The sequence below is a fragment of the Microbaculum marinum genome, from assembly GCF_037855135.1.
GTDB classification, from domain to species: domain Bacteria; phylum Pseudomonadota; class Alphaproteobacteria; order Rhizobiales; family Tepidamorphaceae; genus Microbaculum; species Microbaculum marinum.
The window spans coordinates 416,754-432,527 of record NZ_JAZHOF010000004.1 but is presented as its reverse complement, the minus strand read 5'-3'; the positions used below and the strand labels follow the sequence as shown (position 1 = coordinate 432,527).

Genomic DNA, 15,774 nt, shown 5'->3' with positions numbered 1-15,774 from the left:
CGTCGGTTAACGGGGCAGCATGCCGGCGCTGCTCCCCCCACCGCGGCATGCCGGCTGAGGAGATCCATGAAGACCGACCTGACAATCAACGGCGCCGTGCGCGGGCTGGACGCCGATCCGCGGACGTCGCTCCTGGACGCGCTGCGTCACCATCTGGGCCTGACGGGAACCAAGAAGGGCTGCGACCACGGCCAGTGCGGCGCCTGCACGGTGCTGGTCAACGGGCGGCGGATCAATTCCTGCCTGACGCTGGCCTGCATGCACGACGGCGACGAGATCACCACCATCGAAGGGCTCGGCACGCCTGAGGCGCAGTCGCCGCTGCAGCGCGCCTTCGTCGCCCATGACGGGTTCCAGTGCGGCTACTGCACGCCGGGGCAGATCTGTTCGGCGACCGCCATGCTGGAGGAGGCGGACGCCGGCTGGCCGAGCCACGTCACGGCGGAAATTTCCGGCGACGCCGACGGCGAAGCCAAAGGAGCCCCCGGCCTCGACGACGCGGAAATCTCGGAACGGATGAGCGGCAATCTGTGCCGATGCTCCGCCTATCCCAACATCGTCGACGCGATCCGCGAGGTCGCAAGGACCCACGGCACCGGGGACGGCGGAACCGGGGACGGCGGAACCGGGGGAGGCGGCGAATGAGGCCCTTCGACTATCAGCGCGCCGCAGACCCGGCCGACGCCGCCAAGGCGCTGGCGGCCGAAGGGGCGACGATCATCGCGGGCGGGACCAACCTGCTCGACCTGATGAAGCTCGAGGTGATGACGCCGCAGCGGCTCGTCGACATCAACCGGCTCGACCTGAAGCGCATCGAGGAGACCGCCGACGGCGGCCTGAGGATCGGCGCGCTGGTGACCAACAGCGATCTCGCCGCCGACATCAGGGTGCGTCGCGGCTGGCCGGTGCTGGCCCGGGCGCTGCTGGCCGGCGCCAGCGGGCAGCTGCGCAACAAGGCGACCACCGGCGGCAACCTGCTGCAGCGAACCCGCTGCTACTACTTCTACGACACCGCGATGGCCTGCAACAAACGCGAGCCCGGCTCGGGCTGCAGCGCGATCGGCGGCTTCAACCGGATCCACGCGATCCTCGGGGCGAGCGACAGCTGCATCGCCACCCATCCGAGCGACATGGCGGTGGCCATGCGGGCGCTGGGCGCGGAGGTCGAGATCCGCGGCCGCGACGGCGAACACAGCCGCCTGCCGGTCGGCGACCTCTACCTGCTGCCGGGAGACACGCCGGAACGCGAGACGGTTCTGCAGCCGGGCGACCTGATCACCGCAGTGATCCTGCCCCCGCCGGCCGGCGGCCGCCAGATCTACCGCAAGGTCCGCGACCGCGCCTCCTACGCCTTCGCGCTGGTGTCGGTCGCCGCCATCGTCGAGGTCAGCGACGGCACCATCACCCGCGCCGACCTCGCCTTCGGCGGCCTCGCCCCGATGCCGTGGCGCGATGAAGCCGTCGAGGTTGCGCTGGTCGGCCAGCCGCCGTCGGAAGAGGCGTTCAGGGCCGCCGCCGACGCGCTTCTGGCGAACGCCCGCGGCCAGGGCGACAACGACTTCAAGATCCCGCTGGCGCGACGGACGCTGACGGCCGTGCTGGAGGAGGCCACACGATGACCCGCCACCTGAAGATGGATGCCCCCGACCGCCGGCACCGGCTCGACGACATGGCGCAGGGTGTCATCGGCACGGCGCTGGACCGGCCGGAGGGGGCGCGGAAGGTCACGGGAACCGCGCCCTATGCCGCCGAATGGCAACGCGACGACCTGTGCCACGGCGTGCTGGTGCGGGCGCCGGCGACGAAGGGCCGGCTGACCGGTCTCGCGACGGAGGCGGTGACGGCGATGCCGGGCGTATTGGCCGTGATCTCGGGCGAGCGGATGCTGCGCAATCCGGCGCAGGGGATGGCCAACGAGGCGCCGGTGCAGGGCGCAGCCGAGATCGCCTATTTCGGCCAGCCGGTGGCGCTCGTCGTCGCCGAGAGCTTCGAGCAGGCACGCCACGGCGCGCAGGCGCTGCGGCTTGCCATCGAGCGCGAGGCCGATTTCGCGATCGACCCGGAGGCGGTCGAGCCGGAGGTTCCGGAGGACAAGCAATCCTCGAGCGGCGATCTCGACAGGGCGATGCGCGAGGCCACCCACAGGATAGACGCCACCTACACGACGCCGGCCCATTCCAGCGCGCCGATGGAGCCGCACGCCTCGATCGCCGAATGGGACGGCGACAGGCTGACGCTGCGCGGCAGCTACCAGATGCTGAAGTTCAACCGCAACGAGCTTGCCGACAGCCTCGGCATCGATCCGCAGAACGTGCGCATCCTGTCGCCCTATGTCGGCGGCGGCTTCGGCTCCAAGCTCGGCATCGCGCCGGAGGCGGTCGCCGCGGCGCTGGCCGCCAGGCAGCTCGGCCGGCCGGTCTCGGTGGCGATGACCCGCCCCCAGGTGTTCGAGACGACCATGCGGCGTTCCGAGACGCGCCAGCGGGTGCGACTTGCCGCCGACGCCGACGGCAGGCTCACCGGCATCGGCCACGAGGTGCTGGTTTCGAGCCTGTTCGACGAGGAGTTCTCCGAGCCGGTGACACAGGCGACGCCGTTCATGTACCGCGGCGAGAACCGGGTCATCGGACACCACATCGCCCGGCTCAACCGAACCTGCGCGGGGTCCGTGCGGGCGCCCGGCGAGGCGGTCGGTGTGACGGTGTTCGAGAACGCCATGGACGAACTCGCCCACCAGGCCGGCATCGACCCGGTCGAACTGCGCCGCATCAACATCTCCGACGAAGATCCATCGCAGGGCATCCCGTTCTCCTCGCACAAGCTCGCCGCGGCGCTGGACGAGGGCTCGCGCGCCTTCGGATGGGAGCGTCGCCGGCCCGAGCCCGGCGCCGTCCGGGAGGGAGAGTGGCTGATCGGCATGGGCATGGCCTCGGCCTTCCGGGTCAACATGCTGATGGAATCCGAGTCCCGCGTCCGGCTGAACCCGGACGGCACCGCCGAGGTCGAGACCGACATGACCGACATCGGCACGGGCACCTACGCCGTGCTGACCCAGATCGCCTGCGAGATGCTCGGCCTGCCGGCCGACCGGGTGAGGGTGAGGCTCGGCGACACTGACCTTCCGCCGGCCTCCGGCTCGGGCGGCTCGTTCGGCGCCGCATCGAGCGGCACCTCGGTGTTCCTCGCCTGCGAAGAGATCCGCGGGCGCATCGCCGAGGCGGTCGGCTGCGCGGAGAGCGAGCTGACCCTCACCGATGGCGCGGCGATCGCCGGCAACCGCTCGACGCCGCTCACCGAGATCCTCGGCGGCAGCAGCATCGAGGCGCGCGGCCACGTCGAGCCCGGCGAGACCGAGGACACGGTGCGGCAGGCGACCTACGGTGCCTACTTCGCCGAGGTTGCGGTGAGCGCGGTGACCGGCGAGGCGCGGGTGCGGCGGATGCTGGGCGCCTTCGCGGCAGGGAGAATCCTGAACCGCAAGACGGCGCGCTCACAATGCATCGGCGGCATGGTGTGGGGCATCGGGATGGCGCTGACGGAGGACCTGGTCCACGACCGGCGACACGGCCAGATCGTCAACCACGACCTCGCCGAGTACCACGTCGCCGTCAATGCCGACGTGCCGCAGCTCGACGTGCTGCTGCTCGAGGAGCGCGACGACTGGGCCAACCCGCTGCAGGCGAAGGGCCTTGGCGAACTCGGCATCTGCGGCGCCGCCGCCGCGGTGACCAACGCGATCTACAACGCCACCGGCGTGCGGGTCAGGGACTACCCGGCGACGCTCGACAAGGTGCTGGCGGGACTGGAGTGAGGCGGCCGGATCCGGATCGGGCACTGCTCAAACCGGCATCCTGACGGTCGCCCGCAGGCCGCCCATCGGGCTTTCGCTCAAGCTGATGTCGCCGCCGTGGCTGCGGACGACGTCGCGGGCGATGGCGAGGCCGAGGCCGGTGCCGCCGCTGTCGCGGTTGCGCGAGTCGTCGAGGCGGTGGAACGGCTTGAACACGGACTCGCGCATGTCCTCGGGGATGCCGGGACCGTCGTCGTCGATCATCACGGTAAGCCACATGTCGCCGCGCACGCCGGCGATGCGGACGGTCGTGCCGAAGCGGCAGGCGTTGTCGACGAGATTGGCGAGGCAGCGCTTGAACGCCTGCGGGCGCACGGTGACCATCGGGCTGCCTGAAAAGTGCACGGTGGCGCGGTGGCCCGAGCGTTCGGCTTCCGACTTCAGCGTCTCGAACAGCATCAGGATGTCGACCGACTCGGGCTGCTCGCCGGTGTCGCCGCGGGCAAACGCCATGTACTCCTCGAGCATCCGCTGCATCTCGTCGACGTCGGCCGTCATCATCTCGATCTCGGCGGAATCGCCGAGCAGCGCCAGTTCCAGCTTGAAGCGGGTCAGGATCGTCCTGAGGTCGTGGCTGACGCCGGCCAGCATCGTGGTGCGCTGCTCGATCTGGCGCTCGATGCGGCGCTTCATCTCCAGGAAGGCCAAGGCGGCTTGCCGCACTTCGCGGGCGCCGCGCGGCCGAAAATCCTCGACGTCGCGGCCCTTGCCGAAGCTGTCGGCCGCCTCGGCGAGCGTCAGGATGGGGCGGATCTGGTTGCGCAGGAATGCCACCGCGACGGCCAGCAGCACCAGCGACGTGCCGATCATCCAGACGATGAAGATGTGCGAATTCGAGGCGTAGGCCTGGCTGCGGCGGGCGAAGACGCGCAGCACCGCGTCGTCGAGCTTGATGCGTATCTCGACCAGGTTCGACTTGCCGACGGTGTCGATCCAGAACGGCCGGCCGATCTGCCGGGTGATCTCCTCCGACAGCGTCCGGTCGAGCAGCGAGAAGAACGGCTTCGGCCCGGCCGGCGGCAGCGGATCGGGCGGCAGGATCGAGATGCCGAGGCCGAAGTCCTCCGCGGCGATGCGCACCAGCGTCTCGTGCTCGGGATCCTGCGGATAGCTCTCGTAGATATCGATGATCGCGGCGATTTCCTGGGTGACGGCCTCCGACAGGCGGGCGGTGACCTGGTTCCAGTGCCGCTCCATGAAGACGAAGGCGACGACCGCCTGCAGCAGCACGATCGGCGCGATGATGATCAGCAGGGAGCGGGCGAACAGGCCCTTCGGCATCCAGTTCGCCACCTGCCGCCAGAACCAGCGCCACGCATTGCGACCGGCGCGGGCGGGGCGGGCGAAATCGGCGATCGAGGTCATCGGGCCGGTCCGCGGCCGCCGCGGCTTGGGGGCCCGGTTCGCCGCTGCCGGTCGCAGGAGGGGAGGGGTTTCATCTTCTGTGCCGGGCGCCGGGCGCTCAGTTGATCTGCAGGCGGTAGCCGATGCCGCGGACCGTCTGCAGGTGGACCGGATTGCCGGGGTCGGTCTCGATCTTGCGGCGCAGCCGGTTGATCTGGACATCCACGGCGCGCTCGCTGCCGTTGGCGCCGGCGGCGAGGTCGAGCCTTGCGACCGTCTCGCCTGGCTGCGAGGCGAAGGTGCGCAGGAGGTCCCGCTCGCGCTCGGTCAGGCGGATCACCTCCTCGCCGTACTTCAGCTCGCCCCGGCCGAGATGGAAGGTGAACGGGCCGAAGGCGACGGCCTGCTCGGCCGGCTGGGCGCGCGACTGGCGGCGCAGGATCGAGGCGATGCGCAACAGCAGCTCGCGCGGCTCGAAGGGCTTGGCCAGATAGTCGTCGACGCCGGCTTCCAGCCCCTCGATGCGGTGCTCCAGCTCGGCGCGGGCGGTCAGCATCAGGATCGGCACGTCCGAGGTGGCGCGCAGGTCGGTGGCGAACGAGACGCCGGATTCGCCCGGCATCATCACGTCGAGCACGATCAGGTCGAAGGCGAGCCCGTTGAGCCGTCGGCGCGCCTCCGCCGCCGTGTCGGCGGTCGTCACCCGGTAGCCGTGCTCGACGAGGAAGCGCGACAGCAGCGTGCGGATGCGGCGGTCGTCGTCGACCACCAGTAGGTGGGGGGCGGCATCATCCAGAACCACCTTCGCCCCCGCCGGCCGGCCCGACCTGTCACCAGCCCTGTCACCGGCGGCCCGTTCACTGGCGGCCCTTTCACTGGCGGCTTGCCTCATCGCGTCACCCGTCATCGCCGTTGCCCTGGCCGCCGCGCAGCAGCGCCGCGACCCGGTCGCGCTCGCGCTCGTTGACCATCGCCATGAGGAAGCGCTTGGCGGCATCGGCATCGGCTTCGCCTGCGGTGGCGATGGCGTGGGCGAACCGCGAAAACTGCGGCGAGGCGAGCCGGACCGCCAGCGCACTGCCGCGCGGCGTCGTGTAGAGCAGCCGCTGGCGACGGTCCGAGGGCCCCTCGCGCTGGAAGATGAAGCCCTCGTCGACGAGCTGCTTGAGGACACGGCCGAGGCTCTGCTTGGTGATCTTCAGGATATCCAGGAGATCGGCGACCTTCAGGCCGGGATTGCGGTTGACGAAATGCAGCACCCGATGGTGGGCGCGGCCGAACCCGTATTCGGCGAGGATCTCGTCGGGGTCTGAAATGAAGTCGCGATAGGCGAAGAACAGCAGCTCGACGAGATCGTAGAGATCGGCACCGGCCGCGCCTCCGCCGTCGCGACGCCGGCCCGCCGCCGGCCCGCCACTGTCCTGCAGGTCTTCCTTCGTCGCGCGGCGACCAAAATTTACGTCAGCCATATTGACATATTTTTTTGCGATTGTTACGGATGGACTGCCGATCGCGAAACAAAAGATCGCGACGGTCGCCCGGACATAGCCTTTCGATAGCGGACCCTGCCATCGGCTCGCGTGTTCAGGCGAAAGATAACGATTGTCGCAACAACACGCAAAGCCTGCGCACAATGCCCACGGGGCCGCGGACCGGGCCGAAGATCCGGAAATCCGCCCAGCGCGAGGCAACGCCAAGGAGTTTGGTCATGTCGTCCCCTTCGTTCGATCAGCGAGACGGCGTCATCTGGTATGACGGCGAAATGGTGCCCTGGAGCGAGGCCAACGTTCACGTGCTCACGCACGGTCTGCACTATGCCAGCGCCGTATTCGAGGGCGAACGGGCCTATGGCGGCAAGATCTTCAAGCTCGACGAGCACACCAGGCGCCTGCACGAGTCGGCCCGCCTGCTCGACTTCGAGATCCCGTACTCGGTCGAGGAGATCAACGCGGCCTGCAACGCGCTGCTGCGCGAGCAGGGCTTCGAGGACGCCTACGTCCGGCCGATCGCCTGGCGCGGCTCGGAGATGATGGGCGTCTCGGCCCAGCAGAACAAGATCCACCTGGCAATCGCCGTGTGGGACTGGCCGTCCTATTTCGACCCCGCCCAGCGGCTCAAGGGAATCCGTCTCGACATCGCGGAGTACCGCCGACCGGATCCGCGCACCGCCCCGTGCAAGTCGAAGGCCGCAGGCCTCTACATGATCTGCACCATCTCCAAGCATGCCGCGGAGAAGAAGGGCTATGCCGACGCCCTGATGTTCGACTGGCGCGGCTACGTCGCCGAAGCCACCGGCGCCAACATCTTCTTCGTCAAGGACGGCGTGCTGCACACGCCGACGCCCGATTGCTTCCTCGACGGCATCACGCGGCGCACCGTGATCGAGCTGGCGCAGCGGCGCGGCTACGAGCTGGTCGAGCGGCACATCAAGCCCGAGGAACTGGACGACTTCGAGCAGTGCTTCATCTGCGGGACCGCGGCCGAAGTGACGCCGGTCTCCGAGATCGGTCCCCACAGCTTCACGCCCGGCGAGATCACGCTGACGCTGATGAACGACTACACCAAGGAGGTCCGGCCCGCGAAGGCCGAGCCGCAGAAGCAGATGGCTGCCGCGATCAGCTGAGACCTGACGACCGGATCATTCGGGACGGCGCGGACCGCAAGGTTCGCGCCGTTTCCGTTTGGCCGGTCCGTGGCGTGCGTCAGTACAGGGGCCTCAGTGCGGGGGCGCGTGGTGCGGCTGGAACAGCCGGCCGCGCTCGGTGTACAGCACGATCAGGAAGGCGATGCCGCCCAGCACCAGATAGCCGACGACCAGGGGCACGAGAGTGCCGTCGTAGAGGTGACCCACGTACCAGCCGAAGACGGCGCCGCCGGCGGTGGTGATGGCGCCGACGAAGGAGGCGGCGGTGCCGGCGATCTCGCCGAGCGGCTCCATCGCCATGGCGTTGAAGTTCGGCATCATGACGCCGAAGCAGAACAGGTTGGCTGCGATCAGGCCGCTGAACAGCCAGATCGAGGGCACCGCATCGACGAACAGTATAATGCAGGCGTGAACCGCGGCGATCGCGACGAAGGCCACCAGCGCGAAATGGGCAAGCGGCCGCATGCCGACCCTGACCACCAGGCGACCGTTGATGAAGGCCGCCAGCGCCAGAGCCGCAGCGATGATGGCGAAGAACAGCGGGAACAGGTGGCCGAGGTCGAAGACGTCGATGAAGATCTGCTGGGCGGAGTTTATGTAGCCGAGCAGCGGCCCGAAGATGAAGGCCACAGCGATCGTGTAGCCGAGCGTCTCGCGGGTGGTGACCGTCTGCTTCAGGGCATGGCCGAGCCATCGCAGCGACAGCGGCTCGCGCTGGTCGACCGGACGGGTTTCCGGCAGCCGCACCTGCATCCACAACGCGATCGCGACGCCGACCACCAGCAGCAGCAGGAAGACCATGTGCCAGCTGCCCAACAGCAGGACGCCGCTTCCCAGCGCCGGCGCGATCATCGGCAGGGTGACGAAGATCATCATCACGAACGACATGACCCGGGCCATGTCGCGCCCGCCGAAGCGGTCGCGCACGACGGCAAGGCCGACGACCCGCGGCGAGGCGGAGCCGATGCCCTGCGCGGCGCGCAGCAGCAGCAGCCATTCGTAGGATTCGGCGAACAGGGTGCCCAGCGAGGCCAGCACGAAGATCACCAGCCCGATCATCAGCATCGGCTTGCGGCCGAAGCGATCGGACAGGGGACCGTAGAGCGGCTGACCCGCGGCGAAGCCGAGCATGTAGGCGGTGACGACCAGCTGGCGGTCGTTGTCGTCGGCAATCGCGAAATAGTCGTCGATCGCCGGCAGCGCCGGCAGCATGATGTCCACGGACAGCGCGGTCAGTGCCATCAGCATTGCGACGATGGCGACGAATTCGACGAAGGAGGGAGCCGCCGCGGTCTTTTCGGTGTCGTGCGTGGTCAATGTCGCGTGCCAATGGTTGAGGCGGGGGGCGTCGCCCGCGGAGCACCCGGCCCGGCACGCAACGCGCAGATCAAACGGCAATCAACGCCAATTCACGGTACCGCACAACCGCCGTGCGAGCATGCCTGCGTTGCCACCGGAGCTATTCCGCGGCCGTGTCGGGCCGCCAGCGGTCCGCCGCGGCATCGTCCGCCGCGCGGGCCTCGACCCACGGACCGACGGTGCCATCCTTGAAGATCTCGCGCTTCCAGAACGGAGCGCGGGTCTTCATCCAGTCCATCAGGAACTCGGCGGCGGCGAACGCCGCGCCGCGATGCGCCGAGGCGGTGGCGACCAGGACGATGTCCTCGCCCGCGGCGATGCGGCCGTAGCGGTGCACGGCGATCGCCCCGGCGATCGGCCAGCGTGCGGCGGCCTCCCCGGCGACGCGCCCGATCTCCTCCTCGGCCATGCCGGGATAGTGCTCGAGTTCGAGCGCCTCCAGGCGGCCCCCGTCGGACCGGCAGATGCCGGTGAAGGTGACGACGGCGCCGACGTCGGGCAGGGCGGACAGACGCGCCGATTCCGCCGGCAGGTCGAAGGGGCCGGGCTGGACGCGGACGTCGACGAGCGGTGTGGCGGGCGATGCGGCCGGCATCGCTCAGCCGCCGGTCATCGGCGGGAAGAAGGCGATTTCCCGGGCGCCGGCGATCGGCGCGTCCATCCGGGCATGGGTGCGGTCGATCGCCGCGCGCACGATGCCGTCGGTTCCGAAGGCGTGCTCGTATTCCTCGCCGCGGGTCTTCAGCCAGGCGATCAGGTCGGCGACCGTCTCGGCACCCTCAGGCGGATCGATCTCTTCCTCCGCATGGCCGGTGCGCTCGCGGATCCAGGCGAAATACAGGAGTTTCACGTCAATTGCCTCACGCTAGTGGAGCGAATTTGACATTTGATTCCCACTTGCAGCAAGTGCCGTATCAAATGTCAAATTCAAAAGCTCCATTAGAATCAAATAGTTGCTACTGGTCCTTTTGATTTCGACATTTGCTCTCGGACTCGCTTCAGCGGGATGCAAACGTCGGAATCAGACCACTTGCGCGCCGGGCAGCCGCCTCATTCTTCCATGGCGTGGCGGACACCGGCGCGGAAATAGTCCCACCCAGTATAAAGGGTAAGAATCGCCGACAACCAGAGCAAGGTCAGCCCGACCAGCGAAACGCCCGGGATCAGGTCGTCGCCGGCGGGACCGGCGATCAGGAAGCCGATCGCCACCATCTGCATGGTGGTCTTCCACTTGGCGAGGTTGGTGACGGGCACGCTGACGCGCAACTCGGCGAGGAATTCGCGCAGGCCCGAGACGAGGATCTCCCGGCTCAGGATGATGACCGCCGCGAGCAGCGACCAGCCGCCGATGGTGCCCGCGTCGACCAGCATGATCAGCGCCGCCGCGACCAGCAGCTTGTCGGCGATCGGGTCGAGCATGCGGCCGAGCGCCGACTGCTGCTGCCAGATGCGGGCCAGGTATCCGTCGAGATAGTCGGTGATGCAGGCGGCGACGAACAGCGTCAGCGCCAGCCAGTTCGCCCAGTAGCCGTCGATATAGAAACAGGCGACCATCGCCGGCACCGCCGCGATGCGGGCGTAGGTGAGAATGTTCGGCAGGGACATGGCATGTCCCCGCGCCTGGGTCGTGGTCGTCATGCTTTCAGTGACCATGAGAATGCCCTTCGCGTCAATCTCCGCAACGCTTCCTAGGATACTCGTGTGACAAATGGTTATCGGGAGTGAGGCGGCAACGAGGCCGGCGGTTCGGGCGGAACCGAATCGGGTGGCGTGGGGTCGATCGGCCGCCGTACCGGGGGCACTTCCCGGCAATCGGCATTGACCGCGCGTCGCGCTGACGTCACACCGGCGGGCATGGAACGGACGGAGGTCCTCGTCATCGGCGCCGGGGCGGCGGGCATGATGTGCGCGATCGAGGCGGGCAAGCGCGGCCGCTCGGTCGTGGTCGTCGAGCACAATGCCGCGCCGGGCGAGAAGATCCGCATCTCCGGCGGCGGCCGCTGCAACTTCACCAACCTGGGCGCCGGCCCCGGAGCGTTCCTGTCGCAGAACCCCCGGTTCTGCATCTCGGCGCTGAGCCGCTACACCCAGGCGGACTTCATCGCGCTCGTCGACCGGCACCGGATCGCCTGGCACGAGAAGACGCTCGGGCAGCTGTTCTGCGACGGCTCGGCGAAGCAGATCATCGCGATGCTGACGGGCGAGATGGCGGCGGCGGGGGCGCGGCTGCGGCTCGCCGTCGGGGCCGAGACGATCGAGCGGAACGGCGAGGGCTTCACTGTTTCGACAACGGCAGGCCCGATCGCCTGTGCCTCGGTTGTCGTCGCCAGCGGCGGCAAGTCGATCCCGAAGATGGGGGCGAGCGGCTTCGGCTACGACGTCGCGCGCCGGTTCGGGCTCAGGGTGACCGAAACGCGGCCGGGACTGGTGCCGCTGACCTTCGAGGCGGGCCTGCTGGAGCGACTGAGGCCGCTCGCCGGCATATCGGTCGACGCGGTGATCTCGTGTGGCAGGACGCGCTTCGCCGAGGCGATGCTGTTCACGCACCGGGGGCTCAGCGGCCCGGCGATCCTGCAGATCTCCTCCTACTGGCGCGAGGGCGAGGCGATCACCGTCGACCTTTCTCCGGGGACCGACGTGTTCGAGGCGCTGCGCGGGATCCGCGCCAAGGCCGGGCGGCAGGCGGTGTCGAGCGTGCTCGCCGACCTCCTGCCGAAGCGGCTGGCGCAGACGGCCTGCGACTTGGCGGGGCTGCGGGAGGGGGCGCGCGGCACACTTGGCGACTGTTCCGACAAGGTGCTCCGCCGGATCGGCGCGGCGGCGAACGCCTGGACCGTCAAGCCGGTCGGCAGCGAAGGCTACCGCACCGCAGAGGTGACGGTCGGCGGCGTCGACACGCGCGACCTCGACCAGAAGACGATGGCGGCGCGGGCGGTGCCGGGCCTCTACTTCGTCGGCGAGGCGGTCGACGTCACCGGATGGCTCGGCGGCTACAACTTCCAGTGGGCGTGGTCGTCGGGCTGGGCGGCAGGGCAGGCGGCATAGGGGCAACGGGCGCCGGCGCGCCCGATGCGGCGGGTCGATGCGCGGGAGGCTCCCCAGCGGACCGGCGACGGCCGGGTCTAGCCGCTGACCTCGATCTTCACCGACTTCGGCGCGTATTTGATGTCGACGCTCTTGTTGCCGAACTTCTTGAAGACGACCTTTGCAAAGCGGCCGGCGACTCCCTTCTTCGAGGACAGCACCGTGTAGGTCCCCGGCGCGACGTTCTTCGTGCCGAACACCTGCAGCTTGCCGTCGACATACATCTGCTGTTTGGAGGAGATGGCGCTGATGACGCCGGCGGCGATCCGGGTATTGAACTTCGACGTGCCCTGCAGGACGAGATGGCCGCTGAGGTCGACCGAGGTGTTGCCGAGGTTGAGGACGTCCGAATTCACGATGTTGCCGCCTGTGATCTTCCCGTCCTTCGCCGGACCGCGGGAGTTGATCCGCACCTGTCCCGCCGAGTTGACGATAGTGGAGGCGCCGGCCGTGCTCAGCCCGGTGAACTTCAGCACGCTGCCCTTGCCGCCGAGCCCGACATCCATGCCGCCGGCCGAGGCGCGCTTCTGAAACTCGATGGAGCCCTTCTCGTTGGCTCCGAGTGCGCACTTGTCGGTGCCGGTCGCGTCATCCGTGAACAGGATCGACCCCCTGTCCTGGGTGGACAGCAGTACCTGCAACGAGGAGTCGTGGCAGGCCACGGCCTCATTGATGAATTCCAGGGTCGTCCTGACACCGTCGGCACGGATCTGGGGGATCATCGCGGCCTGGTTCGACAGCCCGTCGCCTGAAACCGTCAGCCTGCCGCCGGGGGCGACCTTGAGCGTGTACCCATCGGTGCCGGGCGAGAACAGGATCGAGTCGATCGACCGCTTGCCGCGAACGATGACGGTGGTGCGCTCGGCGCCCGGCGGAAAAACCGCCATTCCATCCGGCACGTCCTGGGGCGATCCGCCGGGCGGCGGGGCGGTGAACCAGTTGCTGGAGCTGCCCTTGACGCCCTGGTGCCACTGATTGGAAACCGCGCCGTGCCAGTAGCCGTCCAGCGCGCGGGCCTCGGACCATCCGAATGCCGCCAAAGCGGTGGCGACGCCAAGCATCAGGACGGATCTCGCAGCGATCGACATGTCAATCTCTCCAGAACGATGCGCGTGCCGGGCTCCAACCCGGGCAGCACGCGTGCCACCCCCGGACCGCCGTGCACCGACGCCCGGTCCGCCAACATCAGAAACGGATGTGAAAGCCCGACAAGAGCGAGAGGAAATAGACCGTATTTATCGGCCGCGGTCGAGAGAGATTCTCGTGCGCCGGGCCGGCTACTTGAGGGCGGTCACAGCGCGGGCGGGTTACTTCCCCTCATGGAAATGGTCGTAAATCGCGCGCGCCATCTGGGCGCTGATGCCGGGGGTCGCCTCCAGGTCGGCGAGGCCGGCGCGGCTGACGGCCTTGGCGGAGCCGAAATGGTGGAGCAAGGCCCGCTTGCGGGTCGGGCCGATGCCGGCGATCTCGTCGAGCGGGTTGGCGGCCATCGCCTTCTTGCGGCGGGCGCGGTGCGAGCCGATGGCGAAGCGGTGCGCCTCGTCGCGCAGGCGCTGGACGAAATAGAGCACCGGATCGCGGACCGGCAGGCGGAACGGCGGGCGGCCCGGGATGTGGAAGACCTCGCGGCCGGCGTCGCGGTCGACGCCCTTGGCGATGCCGACCAGCGGTGCGTCCTCGATGCCGAGCTCGGCCATCACCTCCAGCGCCGCAGACAGCTGCCCCGGGCCGCCGTCGATCAGGACGAGGTCGGGCCAGGGCGACTCGTCGCCTAACCTTTCAGTGTCATCTGCTTCGCCTTGCCCGTTTTCGGTGGATGGCGTCTCCGTCCCCTCATCCTGAGGAGCAGGCGTAGCCTGGGTCTCGAAGGACGGGGGGACGGCCCGGGCCTCATCCTTCGAGACGGCGCTACGCGCCTCCTCAGGATGAGGGTCTTTTGTCGTGCCGGGTGCCGGTTCGTTGCTGGCCGAAGCCGGCTCTTCATCGGCGTAATCCCCAGGCAGCCGACCGCTCTCCTTCAGGAGCCGTGTGAAGCGGCGCTTCAGGACCTCGCGCATCATGGCGTAGTCGTCGCCCGGCGTCAGATCGGTCGAGCGGATGTTGAACTTGCGGTACTGGCCCTTCTCGAAGCCCTCCGGGCCGGCGACGATCATGGCGCCGACCGGGTTGGTGCCCATGATGTGGGAGTTGTCGTAGACCTCGATGCGCTGCGGCGGCTCGTCGAGGCCGAAGGCTTCGGCGACACCGGCGAGCAGCTTCGCCTGGGAGGCGGTTTCGGCGAGGCGGCGGCCGAGCGCCTCGCGGGCGTTCGACCGGGCGTGGTCGACCAACTCGCGCTTCTCGCCGCGCTTCGGCACGGCGACCTCGACCTTGTGGCCGGCCTTCAGCGCCAGCGCCTCCGACAACAGGCCGGCCTCCTCGATATCGTCGGAGAGCAGGACGAGGCGGGGGACCGGCTTGTCGTCGTAGAACTGGGCGATGAAGGAGCCGAGCACCTCGCCCGCTTCCAGCGACCTGTCGGCGCGGGGGAAATAGGCGCGGTTGCCCCAGTTCTGGCCGGTGCGGAAGAAGAAGACCTGGATGCAGGTCTGGCCGCCCTCCTGATGCACGGCGAAGACGTCGGCCTCGTCGATCGAGCGCACGTTGATGCCCTGGTGCGATTGGACATGGCTCAGCGCCGCGAGGCGGTCGCGGTAGACGGCGGCGGTCTCGAACTCGAGGTTCTCGGCGGCGGCTTCCATCTGGCGGGCGAGGTCCTCGCGCACCGCCCGGCTCTTGCCGGACAGGAAATCCTCCGCCTCGCCGACCAGTACGCCGTAGTCGTCCAGCGAGATCTCGCCGGTGCACGGCGCCGAGCAGCGCTTGATCTGGTAGAGGAGGCAGGGCCGCGTGCGGCTCTCGTAGACGGAGTCCGAACAGGACCTGAGCAGGAAGGCGCGCTGCAGGGCGTTGATGGTGCGGCCGACCGCGCCGGCGGAGGCGAAGGGGCCGAAATAGTCGCCCTTCCTGTTGCGGGCGCCGCGGTGCTTGACGATCTGCGGGGCGTCGTGGTCGCGGGTGATCAGGATGTAGGGGAACGACTTGTCGTCGCGCAGCAGCACGTTGAAGCGCGGCCTGAGGCGCTTGATCAGGTTCGCCTCGAGCAGCAGCGCCTCGGTCTCGGTCTGCGTCGAGACGAACTCCATCGCCGCGGTCTCGGCGATCATGCGGGCGATGCGGGCGGTCTGGCCGCCGTAGCGGGCGTAGGACTGGATGCGCTTCCGGACGCTGCGCGCCTTGCCGACGTAGAGCACGTCGCCGTTGCGGTCGAGCATCCGGTAGACGCCCGGACCGTTCGGCGCGCGCCTCACCATCGCCGCGATGACGGCTGGGCCGGTGCGGACGGGGGCGGTGTCGGTTCCGGTTGAGTCGGTGTCAGTCGAATCCGTCGTCATACGTATCCGCCAAGGGGGTCTGGTTCTCTCCGGTTGTCATGCCCGGACCTGTTCCGGGC

General features: G+C 68.7%; 14 protein-coding genes. 5 read left to right on the top strand and 9 right to left on the bottom strand.

The window, feature by feature from the left end:
* The first annotated feature begins 66 nt into the window (after positions 1-66).
* The 3 genes from V3328_RS12040 to V3328_RS12030 are packed head-to-tail and all read left to right on the top strand — an operon-like array spanning position 67 to position 3,811.
* A complete protein-coding gene (locus V3328_RS12040) occupies positions 67-645 on the top strand; it encodes a 2Fe-2S iron-sulfur cluster-binding protein (protein ID WP_340329903.1) in 579 nt (192 codons plus the stop codon).
* Positions 642-1,619, top strand: a complete 978-nt coding sequence (locus V3328_RS12035) for an FAD binding domain-containing protein (RefSeq protein ID WP_340329902.1) — start codon at positions 642-644, stop codon at positions 1,617-1,619. The genes V3328_RS12040 and V3328_RS12035 overlap by 4 nt, the downstream gene beginning before the upstream one ends.
* Positions 1,616-3,811 (top strand): xanthine dehydrogenase family protein molybdopterin-binding subunit, encoded by a 2,196-nt coding sequence (locus V3328_RS12030; protein WP_340329901.1) that lies wholly within the window; start codon positions 1,616-1,618, stop codon positions 3,809-3,811. The genes V3328_RS12035 and V3328_RS12030 overlap by 4 nt, the downstream gene beginning before the upstream one ends.
* Before the next feature lie 27 nt (positions 3,812-3,838).
* Here the strand turns inward: V3328_RS12030 and V3328_RS12025 are convergent, their stop codons facing one another.
* The 3 genes from V3328_RS12025 to V3328_RS12015 form a co-directional block, all read right to left on the bottom strand.
* Positions 3,839-5,215 (bottom strand): ATP-binding protein, encoded by a 1,377-nt coding sequence (locus V3328_RS12025; protein ID WP_340329900.1) that lies wholly within the window; start codon positions 5,213-5,215, stop codon positions 3,839-3,841.
* Between the two features lie 97 nt (positions 5,216-5,312).
* Positions 5,313-5,996, bottom strand: a complete 684-nt coding sequence (locus V3328_RS12020; RefSeq protein ID WP_340329899.1) for a response regulator — start codon at positions 5,994-5,996, stop codon at positions 5,313-5,315.
* Positions 5,997-6,090: 94 nt separating this feature from the next.
* Positions 6,091-6,663 (bottom strand): MarR family winged helix-turn-helix transcriptional regulator, encoded by a 573-nt coding sequence (locus V3328_RS12015; RefSeq protein ID WP_340329898.1) that lies wholly within the window; start codon positions 6,661-6,663, stop codon positions 6,091-6,093.
* 239 nt (positions 6,664-6,902) lie between these two features.
* Between V3328_RS12015 and V3328_RS12010 the strand changes: the two genes are divergently transcribed.
* A complete protein-coding gene (locus V3328_RS12010) occupies positions 6,903-7,817 on the top strand; it encodes a branched-chain amino acid aminotransferase (RefSeq protein WP_340329897.1) in 915 nt (304 codons plus the stop codon).
* 93 nt (positions 7,818-7,910) lie between these two features.
* On the opposite strand, the gene V3328_RS12005 is transcribed toward V3328_RS12010, so the two are convergent.
* The 4 genes from V3328_RS12005 to pgsA form a co-directional block, all read right to left on the bottom strand.
* Positions 7,911-9,155: a multidrug effflux MFS transporter gene (locus V3328_RS12005; RefSeq protein ID WP_340329896.1), complete on the bottom strand. Its 1,245-nt coding sequence runs from the start codon at positions 9,153-9,155 to the stop codon at positions 7,911-7,913.
* Between the two features lie 142 nt (positions 9,156-9,297).
* Positions 9,298-9,792, bottom strand: a complete 495-nt coding sequence (locus V3328_RS12000; RefSeq protein WP_340329895.1) for a molybdenum cofactor biosynthesis protein MoaE — start codon at positions 9,790-9,792, stop codon at positions 9,298-9,300.
* A gap of 3 nt (positions 9,793-9,795) precedes the next feature.
* A complete protein-coding gene (moaD, locus tag V3328_RS11995) occupies positions 9,796-10,047 on the bottom strand; it encodes a molybdopterin converting factor subunit 1 (RefSeq protein ID WP_340329894.1) in 252 nt (83 codons plus the stop codon).
* A gap of 200 nt (positions 10,048-10,247) precedes the next feature.
* Positions 10,248-10,850, bottom strand: a complete 603-nt coding sequence (gene pgsA, locus V3328_RS11990) for a CDP-diacylglycerol--glycerol-3-phosphate 3-phosphatidyltransferase (protein WP_340329893.1) — start codon at positions 10,848-10,850, stop codon at positions 10,248-10,250.
* A 201-nt stretch (positions 10,851-11,051) separates the two neighbouring features.
* Here pgsA and V3328_RS11985 point away from each other — a divergent pair, with 201 nt between their 5' ends.
* Positions 11,052-12,242: a BaiN/RdsA family NAD(P)/FAD-dependent oxidoreductase gene (locus V3328_RS11985; RefSeq protein ID WP_340330057.1), complete on the top strand. Its 1,191-nt coding sequence runs from the start codon at positions 11,052-11,054 to the stop codon at positions 12,240-12,242.
* A gap of 77 nt (positions 12,243-12,319) precedes the next feature.
* On the opposite strand, the gene V3328_RS11980 is transcribed toward V3328_RS11985, so the two are convergent.
* Together V3328_RS11980 and uvrC are read right to left on the bottom strand one after the other, a co-directional pair.
* Positions 12,320-13,369 (bottom strand): hypothetical protein, encoded by a 1,050-nt coding sequence (locus V3328_RS11980; RefSeq protein ID WP_340329892.1) that lies wholly within the window; start codon positions 13,367-13,369, stop codon positions 12,320-12,322.
* Between the two features lie 219 nt (positions 13,370-13,588).
* Complete coding sequence (uvrC, locus tag V3328_RS11975; protein ID WP_340329891.1) at positions 13,589-15,715, bottom strand: excinuclease ABC subunit UvrC; 2,127 nt, start codon at positions 15,713-15,715, stop codon at positions 13,589-13,591.
* Between the last annotated feature and the right edge of the window lie 59 nt (positions 15,716-15,774).

What these genes read in the sequence shown, in the direction of transcription:
- V3328_RS12040 (WP_340329903.1), top strand. Translation starts at nt 67, where the DNA reads ATGAAGACCGACCTGACAATCAACGGCGCCGTGCGCGGGCTGGACGCC.
- V3328_RS12035 (WP_340329902.1), top strand. Translation starts at nt 642, where the DNA reads ATGAGGCCCTTCGACTATCAGCGCGCCGCAGACCCGGCCGACGCCGCC.
- V3328_RS12030 (WP_340329901.1), top strand. Translation starts at nt 1,616, where the DNA reads ATGACCCGCCACCTGAAGATGGATGCCCCCGACCGCCGGCACCGGCTC.
- V3328_RS12025 (WP_340329900.1), bottom strand. Translation starts at nt 5,215, where the DNA reads ATGACCTCGATCGCCGATTTCGCCCGCCCCGCCCGCGCCGGTCGCAAT.
- V3328_RS12015 (WP_340329898.1), bottom strand. Translation starts at nt 6,663, where the DNA reads ATGGCTGACGTAAATTTTGGTCGCCGCGCGACGAAGGAAGACCTGCAG.
- V3328_RS12010 (WP_340329897.1), top strand. Translation starts at nt 6,903, where the DNA reads ATGTCGTCCCCTTCGTTCGATCAGCGAGACGGCGTCATCTGGTATGAC.
- V3328_RS12000 (WP_340329895.1), bottom strand. Translation starts at nt 9,792, where the DNA reads ATGCCGGCCGCATCGCCCGCCACACCGCTCGTCGACGTCCGCGTCCAG.
- pgsA (WP_340329893.1), bottom strand. Translation starts at nt 10,850, where the DNA reads ATGGTCACTGAAAGCATGACGACCACGACCCAGGCGCGGGGACATGCC.
- V3328_RS11985 (WP_340330057.1), top strand. Translation starts at nt 11,052, where the DNA reads ATGGAACGGACGGAGGTCCTCGTCATCGGCGCCGGGGCGGCGGGCATG.
- V3328_RS11980 (WP_340329892.1), bottom strand. Translation starts at nt 13,369, where the DNA reads ATGTCGATCGCTGCGAGATCCGTCCTGATGCTTGGCGTCGCCACCGCT.
- uvrC (WP_340329891.1), bottom strand. Translation starts at nt 15,715, where the DNA reads ATGACGACGGATTCGACTGACACCGACTCAACCGGAACCGACACCGCC.